This is a genomic window from Paenibacillus rhizoryzae (assembly GCF_059686995.1).
The window spans coordinates 296,782-315,129 of the sequence record NZ_JCAALT010000005.1; the positions used below are offsets into that span (position 1 = coordinate 296,782).

Sequence of the window (18,348 nt, forward strand, 5' to 3'; positions counted from 1 at the left end):
TTTTTAATGCGACATGCTGGTGGCAACATAAAGCAGTTGCTGATCGTTATAAGGGATAGAGGTGAGTGCGATGAAGAAAATATGGGGTTTGCTGGTTGTTTGCCTACTGTTCATGGCCATGGTTTGTATCGGCTGCTCGCGAGGAGAACAGTCGACCTCTGAAGCGATCTCGACTGAACCACCCCATGCTTTCGGGGTTGCCGATCAGGTAGAGGTTCCGCTTATTAAAGGCTCCTACCAATGGAATAACGCCATCGCAGACGCGCCAGCTCCCGACATGCTGGTCCGTGATTCGAAGGTTTATACCGTTAACTCTCGATCAGCAGTAACGATCTCTTTTCACAGTGGACCGAAGCCAACGGAAACTTGGGCCGGGATTTGGGTCAATCAGAATTTCACGCCATTAACGAAACAAGACGGTGAGTTCCTGCTTCCGTCTGAACCCGGCCAATACATTCTCGTCGCAGGCGGAAAGTGGCCGGAAGGCGAATGCAGCTACGCCGCGATTATTAAGGTCGTTGATTAGTTTCGCGCAGCTCTGGCCGGATCGCTTCGGATAGAATCCTGCCGTCGAAGCCGGCTTCATCTCGAAGACCGATCAAATGGCAAACCGTCGGAGCAATATCGACAATGCTGCATGGCTTATCGGAAACATAGCCTTGTTTGAAGCTCCCGCCGACTCCCAAACAAAAAGCATGAACGTCATAGGGACTAGCCGTGCCGTGCGTCGCATGAATTGCGGAGGACGTCAGCGCATAAATCGTACCCGGCACTCCGTATTCATTCGCTGAATGATCCCATTTGGGCTGAACCGCAAGCAGAGGAGCGCGAGTGTGGTGAATCGGGCCGAGCAAATGCCGGAGCGGAAGAACATCAGGCAAATCGCAGAGTGAAGACTCCCCGGCGTAAACGGTATCACACCACTTCTGGGCCTGCAGCCATTCAACAAGAGAAATGATTTCCTCCACTGACGGCGCTTGCCCAGCCTCAGCATAAATAGAGTGCCCCGCTGCGACAAACCGAGATTTAAGCCCTAACTCTTCGTATGCCTTCTGAAGATGTTCCTGCAACGACCCCTGTGCTTGAAGTGTCGAATGGCCGTGATCGCTAATCAGAAAGATATCCAACTGATCCATTAAACCTTCTGTCTCCACGGCCTTTAGCACTTCCGATACGCAATGATCGATCAGCTGGAGCGCTTCTTTATTTGCCGGAGACCCAAGCCCGTAATCGTGCTGGCTCGCATCCGGTTCGGATAGCCATAAGACCATCACTTGGTTATCCGGGTTTTGCAATTGATTGTCGATCAAGGCCCGCACCGCCCACAACGCGCGCTCCTTCTTTACGCGGCTTTGCTCTTCCGGAACGGGGCCAAGTCGGTCATGCTGCTGCTCGAGCTCGCGTCGACCATACCAAGAAGACGGATTGATGACCGTTTCAGGATGATTCAAGTTCCACAATAACGAGGCACCAGGCGAGCTGGAGGCGGCTACGGCAAGACATTTGCCCTGTGCATGAAGCCGATCTCCCAAGGTCGGAACCAGAATGAAAGGCTCAAGCATGCTCTCTCGGTAAGTCAGCAGATGCTTATCGTTTCCGGTTTGGACAAATCCGTCTTGCCCAAAGCCGGGGACATATTTCAAATTACCGACTACGCCGTGCCTGCCAGGGTAACAGCCGGTCGTAAGCGTTGTCATACTGACCCGCGTTTCCGACGGATAAGCGGCATGAAACGAAGTGAAGAGCGTGCCGCGTTGTATGAGCTCGGCATAGGTGGGCATTAGCTCAAGGTCAATACTATCCGGCCTCAGCCCGTCCGTTCCTATAATCAGTACCCGGCGATTACCTGCATGTCCATTAACAAGTGATTGCATCTTATCCCACTCCCTATCACACTTTATGAAGCTTCACCAAAGCGTCTCCGTAAGGCACGGCTTTTAACACAAAGGAGAACCGATCCAGACTTAAGCACAGATCAAAGTCTTCAGCCGGTGCAGAGGCCTCGCCGCGAACATCAAGGAATTTCCCGGTCTTGCTATCATGACGTAAATAGTTAACGATGGCATCATAATCGTTCGGCTTCCCTTCCAACGCGTTCTTCACATAATTCGCGAACAGCGTATCTTCATCAGCCTCTTCAAGGGCTTCCCAGCCCATGCACACCAAGGATACGTAATCCGGATTTTTCGCACGGATATAATCGATAATGGCCTGCGCGTTAACGAAACTTCCGGTAATGATTTCATCGGCATGAATCGCGTTTACGATCCCCTGCGTCCCTGCACTTGTCGTATGCACGACGGTTCTTCCGAGAAGATTAGCAGCTTGAACAGCAGCCGGGGAGTTGCCGTAATCGAAGCCCGGCTGAATGACTCCGCCTCTTTCGCCCATCAGAATGAATGCAGGATTCTCTTCCTTGAGCTTATAAGCCATCTCGATGCTGCCGATCGGAACCAAGTTTTCTGCACCGTTATTCATAACATAGCAAGCAACGGAGAAAGCCCGGAAGACATCGATAATGACAGTTAAGCCTTTCGCTTGCCTGGCCCCTTCTACAAACTGATAAATATTGATTTCCATCAGCCGTTCATCTCCTTTCCGCGAACCGCTACGTTTAATCGTGTTTTCAATTCCAGCAAGTCATCCATAATGACGTCTGCTTGTGCAAGCTCATCTTCTTGAGCAAAGTCAAACCGACAGCCAATCGAAAGCAAGCCATTATTTTGGGCCGCCATAATATCAATAAGCCTGTCACCTACTACTGCAGCATCAGCAATGTTGTACTTGTTCAAAATATGGAATACTAAGTCGGCCTTATTCTCCGATTGTATCTGCCCAATACTGAACGTTTCAGTCACCCATTGATCCAGCTTGTAATAGCTTACGATCGTATTCAGATACTCCTTATCCCCGTTACTCGCTATATAGATGGAGCATCCCGCCTGTTTCAAGTAATCGAACACCTCATAGACATGCGGATATAGGGCACCGCTTCCATTAAGAATGTTCTTCTTTAGCTGCTCGTGGAAAATATCATTAGCACGCTGCCTGATCACGTTTGAATGCTCCGGCAGCAGTGTCTCCCATACAACTTGCAGAGGAACCCCCATAATATCACGATACTTCTGGGTTGGGGTTTCACCTGACCATTCATGATTAGTCCTCAAATAATCAAACGTTTCATTTAGAGATAAATCCAAAATTTTATCCGTTTGAAACAACGTCCCATCCATATCGAAAATGATTGCTTCCGTCATATCGCGCTCTCCCATTCTCGTTCAACTTAACCCACAATTTCAGTTTAAAATAGGTTGGAATGGAGTGATACTGCGGACAAGTTGCAATTCCTATCTTTATATGCGCATCTATAACCCGATAATCTATCACCTTTTGTTAAAGCTATCCATAATTGGTGTGTTACTTTGTTAATTCTGTATAACTGACTTTAGATGTTGTATACTTTCTGAGAGTTCGAAGATCCCTGGAAATGGTTCGAGGAGGCATCATATGTACACTTTGATGATTGTGGATGACGAAATTGAAATCCGCACCGGTTTGAAAAATTATTTTCCATGGAATGATATTGGTTACGAAGTAGTATGCGAAGCGGAAAACGGCCGCCAAGCTTTAGAACTGCTTAAAGAGCATCAGGTTGATGTTATTCTTAGCGATATTATGATGCCGGTTATGACGGGGCTTGAGCTGGCCAAAGAGCTGCACGACAACGAGTCTACTATCAAATTGGTATTTCTAAGCGGCTACTCGGACTTTCAGTATGCCAAGCAAGCTATGACCTACAGCGTGAAGAACTATCTCGTGAAACCTACCGTCTATAAAGAGCTCGTTGAAGTGTTCCAGGTCTTAAAATCGGAATTGGATAAAGTACGCATCAAATCCGAGCCGCAGCTTGAAGAAGCAGATCCAAAGCAGGAAAACCGCTATATTGCTGCTATAAAAAAGTATATAGACGAGCATTACACTAATGTTAATCTTGAAAGCGCATCCAATCATGTGCACTTGAACCATTCCTACACAAGCAAGCTATTCAAGCAGCAGACAGGCATCACGTTCATGGACTATGTCATACAGGTCAAAATGCAGAAAGCAGCCGAGCTGCTGGCTGACCCGAAGTATAAAACCTATGAGATCAGTGAAATGCTGGGCTATACGAATCCGCATAATTTTACCCGGTCCTTCAAGCGGATCTACGGCAAAAGCCCGAGGGATTACCGAAATGGATAGAAGTCGGCTTACAACGGCTCATCGTTCCATGCTTGGCCATCTCGTCACCTTATTAATCCCCATGCTGGTTCCGTTGCTGATCTTGGGGTCTCTTTCTACTTTTCTTATAAAACTCTATATTCAAGATCAGATTGATGCCAATGATGAAGCCAACTTGTCCCAAACTAAATCCTATATGGAGCTTTCCTTTCGCGAGATGGATTCCCTCAGCGCGAACTTCTCCGCAAACCCGGGTCTAAGCGTAGCCATGAAGGACATCTTTGACACCGGACAGATCACTGGAAGCAATTTCGATCTGCTTAAGGTTATCCGTAATTTCGTCGATTCAACGGTCTATGCGAATCCTTTCATTTACTCGCTCTATATTTATTTCGATAACGAGGACAAGCGCTTCTTATCCTCGGTTACCGGCTTGAATACCGTAGATAAATTCTATGATCATGAATGGTACTCGCTATATAACAATCATACCAACGAACGCGTGTGGACGGAGAACCGCATCCTGAAAAGGCGTGCCTCCGATGCCGGAACGCGCGTTATCTCGATCTATAATAGGCTGCATCTTAACAATGGCGGCGGTGTTGTCGTCATGAATATTAAAGCCGAATATATCGAATCGCTGCTTCACCAGCTTCCTACGGTCAATGGCCAAAGCATTCTTCTAATGGATAAGCAGAACCATACCATTGCCAAGAATTCTGAGCTCAACTACTTGCCATTCGTCGATTATAACGTTCTGAACAGCAATGAATCGTTCTCACGGGATATGGGGATAAATGGCCGCACGTATAAGATTAAAATGCTGACGTCATCACGTTTTGGCTGGAAGTTTGTCTCGATTGTTCCCAAATCCGCACTTTACTCGCTTCCGAGCAAGCTTAGACTGCTGACCGGACTGCTGCTGCTCATTTCCACCTTGATCGGATTGTTTCTCGCTTACTCCTTATCGAAGAGAAAATACCGCACGCTTCAAATGGTCAATGCCATTCTCCAAGCCGCTGAACGCGGCAAACCGCTGCCGCAAGTGGTTTCAGGCACGAAGAACGATACTTACGGCTATATTACGGAGAATATTGTAAAGAAATTCGTTGAGAACGAGTTTCTCACGGTGCAACTATCTGAGCGCAAATACAAGTTGCAAGTCATGGAGTTTATTGCCCTTCATGCTCAGCTTAACCCGCATTTCTTATACAATACATTGGAAACGATTTACTGGAAGGTTGCCAGCTATACGGGCAAACCTAATGAAGCCAATGAAATGATCGAGAATCTCTCGGGTGTGCTTAGATATTCCTTAGACAGCTCCGTACCCTTTGTTCCGCTGCAAACAGAGGTGAAGTTTACCATGCGTTACGTGGACATTCAGAATATCAGGTACAAAGAGAAATTTGATGTCATCTGGCGCATCGATGAGGCTGTGGCCGACTGCGATGTGATGAAGCTGATTTTGCAGCCGATTATCGAGAACAGCATTTACCATGGCATTCGGATGAAGAATGGAAAAACTACACTCCGGATAAAAGCAGAAATGGTCGGTGATTATTTAAGACTCACCGTCACGGACACCGGTGTTGGGATGGATAAGGCGCGGAAGCGGGAGGTGCTGGCCAAGCTGGATTCCGAGATTGAAGGCGGCCAACACATCGGACTGCATAATACGCATAAACGATTGAAAATTACGTATGGCGATCAATACGGGATATCGATTCTAAGCAAGAAGGACTGGGGAACTTCAATCTGCCTTACGTTCCCGATCCGGAAACAACCTGAGTCAGTATCAAAGATATCGTAATAAGGGCAGCCGATTGTCGGCTGCCCTTCCCTTTTGTCTTTACCGATGTTTCATCATTACGAGCCGGCGTTCAAGGATACACTGCCCGTTACGCCGCTTGCTCCACCAAGCACTACCTTTAAGTCAAGAGCCTGCGCTCCGCTGTTAGAAAGCGCCTGGATCGTCGCAGGGGTAAGGATGATCGTCAGCAGTCCGTTTGTTTCGTTGAACGTTTGCGGAGCCACAAAGGACGTAGTGTAATCAACGCCGTATACCAAGGTTTGGCTGCCAGCCGTGATCGAAGAAACATACGTAGTTCCGGTCGATCCGCGGCCTGCATTAACCGTGATGGAAACCGGTGCAGAACCGTCAACGCCGAAGCTAGCGCTTGTTGTTACGAAACTAGGCATTACCGAATATGGCGCTTGAACCGTTTGAACAGGCTGCTGCTCTGTAATGATGCCGTTAGCTACGCCAACCCAATAGCAAGTTGTAAAGATGGACGGATCGTACAATAGGCCGAAGCTTTGATTCACATAACCGGAAGTACCGCCAGTCCAATTCTTAGAGAACGGAGTAATTACGCTATTGTTGTTATCCACGAATGATGAGCTGCTGTCATCTCTCGTTTGCCAAGCATTATACTTCGTTGAGCCTCTCTCATCGAGCGGAAGCACTCTGGTCGATTCCGGCGTATCGCTAATAAGCATATCGTCGCCGGCTTTAGTGAAGAAATAGTCCGTTCTGTTTGCATAGTTGTTCGTCGCCATGTTGCCGGTGCCATATTGAGGGATACGCGAGAGTATCCACGTGTCGTGCTTCACGAGGGCATCGATTCTTGAATCATTAGGATTCATGATTTTTTGCAAATACGTATACGCTGGAATACCTGAATATGCGAGAACTTCATCATAGGCGTTACCATATGCTTTTTGGATGGCTGGATATTGCACATCATCTTTCGCTGCAAGCGCGAGGGGATAGTATGTTTCAAACATCATCATCGCATCGCCATGATTGTAACTTAATCTTCCCGCATCCTTGTTCATCAGCTGATTATAGAATTCAATTTGGAGCTGAACCAGCGCAATATCTTTTCTCAAGGCATCGCCTTTATCTCCCGTAGGATCACCATGTAAATCAAACTCGTCGTCAAAGATAAGCAGCGAGTTTAGGAGATACGGGGATCGCTCCGTAGAAGGCAGCGACTTCAGGTAATCCTCAACTGAAGTGTTATCGCTCACAGCCAGTGCCGCGGTAGCCGCCTTTATGTACCACTGATTGTCCTTAATCCACATTTCATGCTCTTTATCTTTAATCTCCTTCAAGTTCTGCATGAAGGAAATATAACCCGAACCGTTACGATCCGCAGCCTTCGGAACCGGATTGCCCTTCAGATCGACCGTCGTTGAATCATCCGAAGCAGTGTGCAGCGGCGAGAAGGCGGGCAGTACATAACCATCCATCGCGTAGTTTGTGCCTGCGAATATTTTGTTATACTCATTGGAAAATTTCGTATAGAAGTAAGCATAGTTATGCTCTTCTGCCGGATTGCCATTGCGAGTTACCCAGGAATCCATGTCGTGAAGCACAGGCACATCCGTTGTATCTGCGGACACATCTTGCAAGATTTCCATCGTAACGCGGATAAACATCGTAATTTCCGCTGCATCCAGTGGTGCATCAGCGAAAAATTCGTTTTGTTGAATACCGTCATTGTTCGAGTATGGATTCGTTCCTCTGTCGGTATTAAAGTAGTCCGCGTACCACTTTGCCCAAGACGAGTTCTGGCCGTGCGGATCGATTAGCATGTAGCCATTGTCGATAATCGTATTTAATTCAACCGTCGCGCAATCGCGAAGCGTTGCAAGAATTTTCTCATCCTGCTCCCTAATATTCTGTGGCGTATTCGGATTAGCAAGCTCCGGCTCCAGCACATAGTGGTACAAGGAGAAGTACGTCGAGAAATCACCTGTAGGCTCTTCCGATGAAGGATGGTTATAAACCATAAGGCCCAGATTTTTATTCGTGCCGTCGCCGACAAGTCTTCCCAATGCAAGATCACTGATTCCGCCATAGGATTGATGCGTTGGGTTCACCGGGTCCGGTGAAGTGATCAGTGCCATAAGGTCTGGGTAGCGATCACTCACATTTTGTGTGACTTGATATTCGTAGTTCCAGTCGCCGACTTGCGTGCTGGTAGCAGAGTTATAATCCTGGGACTGATAAATCGTCTTCCCATTCGTTGCATGCGCACTCTTGGCAATGGTCGGGTAAGGGCCATCTTTACCCAAGATATACCCACTTGAGAAAGAAGCGTCTCCTTTGGACGAAAGGTCGTAGCCTTGCCAAGGCGCAGCGGCGTCATTCGCAGCAACGGCAGCGTTTGTAGCCGGTGTATTCGGCGACTGTTCATCTGTTAAGCCTTTATTGGCCGAAAGGTTCGGATTGTACTCGTGAATAGGGAGTCCATCGCCGAAGAATCGGGAATACGGATACCACTGAATGGGGTCCTCTTTCCGATCCAAGTCCGAGTTATGCCCGTAAGTGAACACATCTCCGATTTGAATTTTTGATTTATCGGTATTTTCCGGCGCTTTAGCGAAATTATACTTATTTCTTCCATCATCCGTTGAACTTCCAATTTCATTAATGCTTCTAGCCGGCGTACCGTTGTTCAATCCATTGATCTTGGTCAGCAGCATTAGCATCGAAGAGGTACGAATCAGATTGGAACGCGCTTCTTGCTTCGCCAAAATATCATTAGCGGTTGGATTCTGTAATTTGGCTAAATAGTCGTACCTAGCCCCTTCGCCAATGCTGTTGAAACCAGACCAATAAGCGAAGTTGTTGGTTGGTCGGCTCGTTTCACCATAAGTACGGCCTGATGAATCTTGAAAATAATTCTTGCCGCTAACATTCCGGTTTGGCGACACCTTGGAGACATATCCGGGACCGTTATCGGAAGTATCATTACCGTAATCTTGTACAAGACCGGATTGGTCACCAATTGCGCCCTGACTGTCAAAGGCGCCACGCGTATATTCCATGTTGGCTGCCTGCTCCGCCAACGTTTGCAGAACGAATTTCACATGTGTTGCGCCTTGGCTGTTCTGAATCCAAACGCCATGATTGCCATCGGACATTATACCTGTAATGGTGTTCTTGGCATCGTTCGTTGCGTCAAACACATATCGGTTCCCGGATAAGTATTGGAAAACATCATTGGCATCGGATGCGCCAAAGTCAATCCGTACCAACCCTTTCGGATTGACGACAACCCAGTACACGCCATCAGCATCCTTGAAGGCGATCGATACTTGGTTGCCTAGTCCCGTTGCAGCAAGAACGCTGCCCGGAAGGTCAAACGGAAGCACACTATTGTTGGACAATACCGATTGTTTATCATAGTTATCCTTTGTTATCCAATTTGCGGCATACTTGCTATTTGCTCCTCCTGGAATACGGGCATCACCATTTGGGAAATAGTTGATTTGTTTTGTATAATGCGCAGCCAGTTGCTGAACGACTGGAGCAGGTGCCGTAATGGAGTTTCCAGACGCAAAAACACCGGAGGGAACCGACGATGCCGTTAACAATGATACGGAAGCTAATGTAAGTTTCGTCCATAGATGTTTAGTTGATTTATGCTTTTTCATTGTTTAATCTCCCCCTCTCTATAGGCCTTGTACCGCTGAATTTAAGATATGAGTGACTTGTGTGTGAGCATAATCAACCGGCGTATTTGGTGCTGTCGGCATTGTTACACTACCCGACAACACCCACATGCCGTAAGCGCCGTCCGGAATAATCATATCGACGTTAGGGTACCCTAACGCATCTTCCCCAAATTCTTTAAAAGAGCCGCTCGCATTGGAACGATACACGAGTTCCGTCTTCGTTCCGATCCACAAGTTCTTCTTGTCGTCCATGTAAGAGGTCGTCACATTGGACCCTAGAAGAATGGGGAATACATTTGGCGAAATGCCAAACAGATCATCCGTAATCACATTCTTTTGCCCGTTTAATAGATCTGTCTCGCCGCGCAATTCCGTAATGTAGGATTTAACGTTTTGAGGGACGTTAGCGCTTGAAAGAGCATCTTGCCACGAGCCAAACGTCTTAATCGGCGCTTGGTTAACATTCGTATCAATAGGGATATTGACTGGCTGGCCTCCATCATTGCCGTTTCCAACGGTTGCAACGATGCCCGTTCCAATCGTAACGCGATCAGGCTGCGGGTTAATGACCGTGCCGTTCGCATTGACAATCGCTGATTGAATTTTACCTTTACCTGCCACGTTTGCAGTGGAATTAACCTTAAGCGTATTTAGCGAGGAGTCCGCATCCAAACTCATATCCGTAATCCCTTGCCGATTTGCGATATTCGTCGTTCCGCTGACAGACGAGCCGATAAAGTTAACGCCTTTTGCATGAACGATGCTTAGATCTCCTGTTATTCGTGTATGATCCAATACAACAGGATCATGGTCTAGGCTGTCCGTGATATAAACATCGCCCGTGATGGTGATGTTCTTGAGAACAGCACCTGGTAGGGCGATCGTAACATTACCAGAGACATCTGCAGGCAGCTTCGCGAGGTCTTCGGGCGTTCTGATTAAGACCCCCATCACCCGATCCGTCATCACAATCGATTCCGCGCGCGTAATATTGGCTTGCGGATCGAAGTCACCGTTTCTTCCTTCAATAAAGCCTTTAGAGGCCAACAGTGAAACTGCATCCGAAGCCCAAGCGGAGATTTGAGAGCCATCGTTAAAGCTTGCGTGCTGCGAGCCGGAAACGATTTGGAACGCCCGCGAAATCATTACAGCTGCTTCTTGACGACTAATCGGCTTGTTTGGGTTCGCATGATGCTCCGAATCCCCAGTTAAGAAGCCTGCCGCCGACGCTTTTTGAAGCTCCGAAAAATACCATGCACCCGGAGTTGCATCTGTAAAGCCTTGAGCTCCGGCAGTGCTCTGCAGGATGAAAATCCGGTTAAGCATAGTGGCAAATTCCGCACGAGTAACAGCCTGGTTCGGATTCAAATGACCGTTAGCATCACCTTGGAGCAATCCATTTGATGTCCAATTCCGCAATTCGTTCGCAGCCCAATGACCTGAACTATCCTCCGCTGAACCTACTGTCGCCGTACTCGCAAACAACATGCTGCCAAGGACAAATGATGCAACTGTTCTAGCTACTTTCTTCTCCATTCTCTGTGCTCCTTTTCCCCCTGATATTTGAAATTGCACATCGATATATTCGAGATATATTAAAGCGCTTTAATTCTCGCGCTTAAAAAGCGCATGCAAAATACAACATTTCTATTTTGCATGCGGCCTGATGTCCCTTAATAATGAAATGAAACCAGATTCTTCACGTTCACGGGAAGTCCTGTACGGATCGATTGGTTAGCCGCGATTCCCGTCAATATCGAGCGAGCTCCGTCGATATGGTTGGCCGCTCTTTTGAATCGGTCTTCCTGTGGTTCACCGAACAAATCGCGCAGCAGCACCGGATCGCCGCCGCCATGCCCGCCATCGCCGTCTTCAACCGGAACCTCATACGGGTGAGCAAATACCGGATGAACGATAATGGATTGCGTTTCTAGCGCTCCTTCATCCGCCTTGTTGCCGCCGGAGTTAATGTAGGCGCGTTCTAGGATTTCCATCTCGATGCGGCCTTTCGTGCCGTTAAACGCAATGCGATAGCCTTCATATGGCAAAAAGGCGTTCAAGGAGTAGGTCAAGATCGCGTTATTATTGTAGCGGACGATAACGCCCATGGAATCCTCTATGCTAATGCCGTCGCTGAAGACGCTTTGGTCACGTTTGTAGCCATCCTCATGCTCTGCGTTTAGATACATGTTTTGTAGATACTCATTCCCATCCAGCTGCAATGAGAACGGATCGTCACTGGCGATCGGATTGCCCGTACCCCGGTCATAGAACTGGGTGACGCCGCGCTTCTCCGCATTATCTCTGCCGTAGAAGGCCAAGTTGCCAAACGCAAATACCGTTTCAGGCTGCGCGCCAATCCAGAAATTGACCAAATCAAAATGATGCGTCGACTTGTGTACCAGAAGTCCGCCGCTGTTGCGCTTGTCGCGATGCCATCTGCGGAAATAATCGGCGCCGTGACGGGTATCGAGCATCCATTCGAAGTGAACAGATACTACGTCGCCAATCACGCCATCTTCAATCAGCTCTCGAGCCTTCGTGTGATGTGGCGCATAGCGGTAATTGAACGCTACTCTGACGCTGCGGCCCGTACGCTCAACCGCATCCAGGATATCCTGGCATTTGTTCTCCTCTATCGTCATCGGTTTCTCGGTGATAACGTCGCAGCCTAGCTCCATAGCGCGAATGATATACACATGGTGCGTACGGTCAACGCTGGTGACGATGACCGTGTCAGGTTGCTCTTTTGCGATCATTTCATCGAACTGCTCCGATTTATAGGTGGATACCGCTTTCGATCCGTAGTTCTCAACCAACAGCCGATTGGCATAATTCATGCGCGTTTGATTGATGTCGCAGAATGCGAGCAGTTCCGAAGTCTCCTTATAATCCGTTGCAATAGCCGCATAGAAAAATTCCGCCCGTCCTCCAGCGCCTACGATGACATACTTCTTTTTGCTGCTCATTCTTCTGTCTCCTCTACTTAAGTTAAAAAGCAAAAGCTATCCTTGCACGACTACAGGCAGCACTATTCGAAGCGCTTACAATGCTTCCGTTAGAACGCTTTTAATACCGCTTTCATAGTGGGTTAATGAATTACACAGCAAATTATAAGCGAGCCATACAAGCGTTAATACTCACCTATTTTGGTAAATACTATCAATCCATGCTCAAAATCCCACACAATACTATTAAATCATGTCGAAACCTATCATTTATGGGCGTGAGTAGGTCAAAACCAATCCTCATACGTTTTCCATCATTGAACGCCATACAATTTCAACGCCAGTGACGCTCAGCGATATGACTTTAAATGAAGACTCTGTATTTTGGAAGCCCTACGATATAGGGTGCGGAAAGCAATAAATGACACAGAAATGATTGTTTTGATCAAATAACGATAGATAATGACAACTTAGCACAATTGGAAAAAATAAAGCCGTCAATAGATGATTGAATATGCTAAATCAACTAACTAGGAATAGGTTCAATAGTTCGACATAATTGAAAGCGGATTCATAATTGAGGTGTCAGTCAAATAATCAAAAAGAGGGTGTACGGAGAATGTCGAGAAAACCATCGAGAAAAACATCGAAGAAAACTTCGCAGGTCATTTCTTCACTCGTAATTGGCAGTATGTTGATCACGAGCACAACAGCTTTGGCAAGTCCTACTACGCCAAGTCCAACTTCGGCAAATTCAGCGCAAGATGTCTCCACGCATTGGGCAGCTAAGGAGCTGCAAAAATGGATGGACAACGGCTTATTGAAAGGCGATGAACACGGCCAATTAAATCCTAACGCAGCTATCACGCGTGCGGAATTCATTACGATTTTAAATCGCGTCTTCAATCTTCAAAGTACTGCCGGCTCAAAAACCTTTGCTGACGCTAATCCTAGCGATTGGTATTACGAAGAGCTTCAAAAGGCTTCAGCGGCTGGATTATTGATGGGCGACGCCGGTAATAATGCGAATCCCAAAGCAGCAATTACTCGCCAAGAAGCAGCTGTCCTCATTTCGAGAGGCTTCCAAGTTGTTGCCGGAACCGGCAGCTCGAATTTCAGCGATTCTTCCGCAATCGCAGCCTGGGCTGCAGAAGCGGTTTCCTCTCTTTCATCTAAGGGCTATTTGCACGGAAGAGGCAGTAACGACTTTGCGCCTCAAGCTAATATCACGCGAGCCGAATCCTTTGTTATGACGGACCGCGTAATGGGTACGTTGGTTAGAACGCCTGAGGACCTAGCTAACCTTGCTTCACCGATCACGGGCAATATTACAATCGCGCTTCCAGGCGCTGTTCTGAAGGATCTTCAAATTAACGGCGATGTCTATGTCATTGATGCTGCGGCATCATCTCCGGTTGTATTCGATCACGTTAAGGTAAACGGCGATCTAAGCGTTGTCTCTGCGAAAAACGTAAACCTGGTGGGATCATCCGTAGCAGGTACAACGAATGTAAAAGACACCCATGCTACTGCGTCCCTTAACCTGGACGCTGCATCCTCTCTTAACATGCTGGTCCTGAACTCGGCTGCCAACGTTTCCGGTGAAGGCAGCATTCAAACCGCTACTATTAATGCAAACGGTACTACTATTGCTCAAGAACCAGCACATGTTACTGTTTCAGCTGGATTGACTGCAACGGTTGCGGGTAAGACCGTAACCGATACACCGGTAACACCGGTAATACCTGTAACACCTGTAACACCTGTAACACCTGTAACACCTGTAACACCGGTAGCTGGACCATCCGTTTCCGATGAAGTTACAACTTCTACTCCTACTCCGGTGGTTGATGCTATTTCTACAGGCACTTCTGTAGCTATGTATAGCACTCAAGTCACTCGCTTGCAGCCGACTGGATTGGATGTAACTAAGGCTATCCAGTGGACAACGTCTGATCCGTATGTTGCTTATGTGGACACAATCGGTAACGCAGCTGGTGATTTCTCCGGTAAAGTTCTTAGTGTTTCTGCAGGTACTGCTACAATTACTGGTAAACAAGGTGTTAACACCGTTACTGTAACTGTAACCGTAACAAACGATCCTAAGTTGAAAACGAATTTAGAAAAAGTCGTTTACTATTACAATGCTAAAGATCCTCTGATTCCTGATTTCTCTAACGCGCCTGAGCTTAAGACGGACACGTTAATAGCCCCTGACGGTAAGGCTTGGCCTTCAGCACACTATGTCGGCTATGTTAATGGCGAGAATGGCGTGAAGTGGCTGCTATCGAACGATAATTTATTTAAATCCGTGGATGGACTTAAATTAGCGTTAGGTTCCAACATTGCGCCATTAACTAGAGGCATCGTTGCTGATGCAGTAACGCTATATGATCCTAATTTATATGCTGCTGACCAAATTCAGTACCTTGAGGGTGGAAGATACATTCCTCAAATGTACAACAAGGATGGCGGCAATGATACCTCTGGATCATTCTCCTATATTGATAAAGATAAAAAACAACAAACTGGTTCATACAACGCATCAGAGGTTATCTCGAAGATCATGCCTGATGGCAATAATGGGCTTTGGATCCTAGGCGATAGAGGCAATGCAACTCACATTGTGAGAAAACAGCTGTCGCTGATGGCTAAGTCACTGGTTCAAGAAGAAATTTCAAGAAACTTTGCAGACCGATTCGGCTTCCAATCCGGCTCGATATCGTTCAACTCGAAGGACGATATGCTTAAAGCGATCATGAACGCTGATAAAGGCGCTGGTAGCTTTATCGGGGATACGGACAATGACGGCCTATGGACCACCATGTACGCTTCCGGAGAAATCTGGAGATATAACTACATGAAGTCCGAGTATGGCGATAACGACGCTAGAACAATTGATGCGAAAGCTTCCGCTACGCGTGCTGTTGAATCAATCGTTACGCTTGGCTACATTTCCGGTATGCAGCTTAAGGTTCCTTCCAAGAACAATGTTAACGACCCTTCCATCTACACCTTATTAGGAGGAGCAAATCCTGATGGTTCTGATGAAGGAAAACCGGTGTTTGTTGATGCCAATGGCAACTATACGTTGACCGATACAGGCAAGCCTGCTTCCGCCGGTTTCTTCGCAAGAAGCTATAAGGTTGCCGGTAAGAACAACGGCGCTAGTTCAGCTGATAGTAATCCAGGCGTAAACTCTGCTTGGCTGCAAAAGAAGGCCGGATCCACTACGGATATCAACGGAAAAACGGTCAACTACTCCTCACCAAACGGTGTATTGAAAGCGTATGACACTGTTTCTGTTCCATCCAGACTTGTTAAGGTTTATGCCGACCTAAACGGTGGTGGATCGGAAAATACAGAAAATAACCTGGATAGCAGCAATGTGTATTATAAAGCTACCACTTCTACAGATGAGTTGGTTGGTCATTACTTTACACTTGATCTTGCTTACAGTGCTTTCAAAGACAGCGATCCTGAGCTAGCTGCTCTAATCAAGAATGACATGATTAACCACACCAATACGATTATTTTGAACAACTACTATCAAGTGAGTGTAACGGGCGAAAACCCGGTAGAGTCTCGTTTCAATCCTTCTAACCCTGCTGAATACGCTGCTAAAGGCAATGGATTAAATTATCCGTCGGTTCCTACGAAATGGGCGAATATGAATCCAGAGTTCCTTGATGGTGTTTCTAATGCTTGGGGAAGAAATGACTATGAGGATGGCCCGCTAAATGCAGCGCTTGCCCTGCAAATGCTTGTCGTTGCAAAGGATATGGGGACTTATACAGCCGCTGAGAAAGCTGCTCTTGCTACTCAAGGCGTAATAGCTACTAAGCCGCTTGATTATGCAAACGAACTAAATGTTATGGACGGCGTTGCTCCTACAGACCCTGCCAATGCTCATAACGATTACGAAACAAGATATCCGAAATCTTACTTCTCCACTTCTCTACTTGACATGTCTCAGCAATATCTATCGAGATACTTCGGTATTGCTGCTCATAACGGAGATGGAATGGGTCAGAACGGCGTTTCTCATGAAGCTTATATGAACTATTCGGACGAAGAAGAAGAAGCTCTAGCATACTACACGCTATCTCACCATGCTGATGCTTCTAATGCGGAAGGTATTGCAAAAGGAATGAATGAATGGTGGTACAACGAGAAACGCGAGAAAAACCCATTCATGACCACTTTCTATGCAGCATCTCTCGGTGCATTGAAGGATAAAGGCTTTGACATTGGTTCTCCAACTGTTGATCTTGCCGGTTCCGTCTGGCAGATGACTCGTATTCCGAATAACTTCATGAACTGGGATGTTCTTGCAGCCAACAGAAACGATGTAACGCATGTTGCACCTGATTTCATGGTTGACCAGCTCATTCCTCGCGATGAAGTGATGATGTCTAAATATAACACGAACATATTCGGTACGATGGATAGAAGAACAATTGATTCCGGCACCTCGAAATCCATGGAGTCTTCGACCGTTATTTCGATGCCTTATTGGTTGACGAAGAATCCAGAAGATGCGGCTTATGTAAATGCTCTGGGAACAGCTATTACTGCTCCGGTCAACAATGGAACAGAAAGCCTGACTTATCCTACTAATGTTGCTACGGTGAACCCTGGTGCGAACTACAATGCAGCTACACACACCTTTACTGTTAATGTCGGTGACTCTGTAAAGCTTGATGCGATCACAACCGGCTATATCAAAAACGTTTCATGGCTGACAGACGCTTGGAATCAGTCAGGCTATGTTGGTGGAAAGCCTATGCAAGTGAATGCTGACCCAAGTAAATTCCAAGTAATCGACCTGAGAACTTTAGCCGCAAATGGTGAAGTTGGACACGTTGATGCAACCGGTATCAGCGTGGCGGGCGAACACTATGGGGCTTATGCAACAGGTCTCAAACCGGGAACCGTTACGGTTACCGCATACGTAATCGACGGATTCTTCAGAACTCCGAAAACAATCACGTATACGATTAATGTGGTTGATCCTAAAGCAAGTGCAGTAGCGGCATCTCCTGCTTCTGTTACGGCAAGCAGCTTTGCTTATCCAGCATGGCTGATTGCGGAAATGAACAAACCTAACCTAAACACAGATGGCAACCCATTTGTAAGTGTTATTTATTCTTCCTCTTCTGAGACAGATGGTACAGTTAATCCTGTAACAGGTGAAATCACTTATTTGACTGGTAATGCATTCAAAGTAATCGCAACTGTTGCCTATTCCGATACAACAGTAAATGCTGATCCAGACAATGATCCGGATGCTTATGATGATTTAGGTGCTAGATTTGAAGAAGACAGCCATGTAATGACGTTTGCATGCCCTGTTCAAAAACCAGCAACTCCGTAACTTTGATCTTGCTTATGTACTCATGTAATAACAGCACATACCATAGGTAAATGGTATGTGCTGCGCTTTAAAAAAAGTTTCAGAAAAGTTCCCATAGTGATGTTTCTAAAACCCCGAAATTGGATTTGAGTCTCCTACACTTAACCGTGTATTTAGATTAAAACCAATCGAGGGGTTTTTTTATGCAATAAAAGGTTTAACACGACCTAGTATCCCTATTGCCGAAAGAGTCAAGCTTCGCCCCCTCAAAAGGAGTGAATTCTCTTTTCTACGCACGGGAATCCTTACGTATCCAATCAATGCAAAATGCTTTTATATGAAGTCGCGAAT

The 18,348-nt window shown here is 46.7% G+C and carries 10 protein-coding genes; 4 read left to right on the forward strand and 6 right to left on the reverse strand.

Going from position 1 to position 18,348, the window contains the following annotated elements; all coding sequences use genetic code 11:
* Positions 1–70 precede the first annotated feature (70 nt).
* Positions 71–526: a hypothetical protein gene (locus AC6ESO_RS16870; protein ID WP_497092366.1), complete on the forward strand. Its 456-nt coding sequence runs from the start codon at positions 71–73 to the stop codon at positions 524–526.
* Here AC6ESO_RS16870 and AC6ESO_RS16875 read toward each other — a convergent pair.
* From AC6ESO_RS16875 to AC6ESO_RS16885, 3 genes are read right to left on the reverse strand one after another with little or no spacing between them, the layout of a single operon-like run.
* Complete coding sequence (locus AC6ESO_RS16875) at positions 510–1,874, reverse strand: alkaline phosphatase family protein (RefSeq protein WP_497092367.1); 1,365 nt, start codon at positions 1,872–1,874, stop codon at positions 510–512. The genes AC6ESO_RS16870 and AC6ESO_RS16875 overlap by 17 nt on opposite strands.
* 16 nt (positions 1,875–1,890) lie before the next feature.
* Positions 1,891–2,580, reverse strand: a complete 690-nt coding sequence (locus AC6ESO_RS16880) for a 2-phosphosulfolactate phosphatase (RefSeq protein WP_497092368.1) — start codon at positions 2,578–2,580, stop codon at positions 1,891–1,893.
* The gene (locus AC6ESO_RS16885) at positions 2,580–3,257 is read right to left on the reverse strand and encodes an HAD-IA family hydrolase (RefSeq protein ID WP_497092369.1); all 678 of its coding nucleotides are present in this window, start codon (positions 3,255–3,257) and stop codon (positions 2,580–2,582) included. The genes AC6ESO_RS16880 and AC6ESO_RS16885 overlap by 1 nt, the downstream gene beginning before the upstream one ends.
* 250 nt (positions 3,258–3,507) lie before the next feature.
* Here AC6ESO_RS16885 and AC6ESO_RS16890 point away from each other — a divergent pair, with 250 nt between their 5' ends.
* Positions 3,508–4,242, forward strand: coding sequence for a response regulator transcription factor (locus AC6ESO_RS16890; protein ID WP_497092370.1), 735 nt, complete (start codon positions 3,508–3,510; stop codon positions 4,240–4,242).
* Positions 4,235–6,034 carry a sensor histidine kinase gene (locus AC6ESO_RS16895; RefSeq protein WP_497092371.1) on the forward strand — a complete coding sequence of 600 codons (1,800 nt, stop codon included), beginning with the start codon at positions 4,235–4,237 and terminating at the stop codon, positions 6,032–6,034. Before AC6ESO_RS16890 ends, AC6ESO_RS16895 begins: the two co-directional genes overlap by 8 nt.
* A gap of 56 nt (positions 6,035–6,090) precedes the next feature.
* Here the strand turns inward: AC6ESO_RS16895 and AC6ESO_RS16900 are convergent, their stop codons facing one another.
* The 3 genes from AC6ESO_RS16900 to AC6ESO_RS16910 all read right to left on the reverse strand — a co-directional run bounded on the left by AC6ESO_RS16900 (position 6,091) and on the right by AC6ESO_RS16910 (position 12,662).
* Positions 6,091–9,672 carry a hypothetical protein gene (locus AC6ESO_RS16900; RefSeq protein WP_497092372.1) on the reverse strand — a complete coding sequence of 1,194 codons (3,582 nt, stop codon included), beginning with the start codon at positions 9,670–9,672 and terminating at the stop codon, positions 6,091–6,093.
* 18 nt (positions 9,673–9,690) lie between these two features.
* Positions 9,691–11,229, reverse strand: coding sequence for an S-layer homology domain-containing protein (locus AC6ESO_RS16905; RefSeq protein ID WP_497092373.1), 1,539 nt, complete (start codon positions 11,227–11,229; stop codon positions 9,691–9,693).
* A gap of 137 nt (positions 11,230–11,366) precedes the next feature.
* Positions 11,367–12,662, reverse strand: a complete 1,296-nt coding sequence (locus AC6ESO_RS16910; RefSeq protein WP_497092374.1) for a Gfo/Idh/MocA family oxidoreductase — start codon at positions 12,660–12,662, stop codon at positions 11,367–11,369.
* A 598-nt stretch (positions 12,663–13,260) separates the two neighbouring features.
* On the opposite strand from AC6ESO_RS16910, the gene AC6ESO_RS16915 reads away from it, so the two are divergent.
* Entirely contained in the window at positions 13,261–18,018 is a 4,758-nt protein-coding gene (locus AC6ESO_RS16915) for an S-layer homology domain-containing protein (protein WP_497092375.1), read from the forward strand.
* Positions 18,019–18,348: the final 330 nt, after the last annotated feature.